We start from the raw sequence: 370 nt of genomic DNA, 5'->3' as shown, positions 1-370 counted from the left end.
GGCACCATGTCAATGGTCTGACGCCTTATCTGGCGCTCGGCATCGCTCTCAAGAACAAGCGGCAGCACGCTCCGAGATTGTCCTGGCCATCGCGCGATTCCCATGACGAGGCAAACCGGCTGGCGCTGGAGCATATTGCCGCCGAAACAGGTCTCGCATTTCAGTCGGTGGAGATGCGGTCGGTCTTGCGTCTTATAGATGTCACCGAGTGGACGTCAGGCTGGCAGGACAATTTGCTCGAAGGGGCAAAGACCCTCAAGAATGCGTCCGAGGTTCTAGCGACCGCACTCGACGCCTTCCTGGTGAGCATCGGCCTGCGCGCCAAAGGCGACGCGTCAAAAGCGGAGCTCGAAGCGCTGCGAAAACTAGC

1 protein-coding gene is annotated in these 370 nt (G+C 59.7%); it reads left to right on the top strand.

What is annotated here, in order from left to right; genetic code table 11:
• Window positions 1–370: hypothetical protein (locus EN857_RS33545; protein ID WP_135897691.1), on the top strand; the 370-nt coding region annotated here is incomplete at both ends.

It is taken from the genome of Mesorhizobium sp. M4B.F.Ca.ET.214.01.1.1 (assembly GCF_004791545.1).
Classification (GTDB): domain Bacteria; phylum Pseudomonadota; class Alphaproteobacteria; order Rhizobiales; family Rhizobiaceae; genus Mesorhizobium; species Mesorhizobium abyssinicae.
This window is presented reverse-complemented; position numbering and strand designations above follow the sequence as displayed.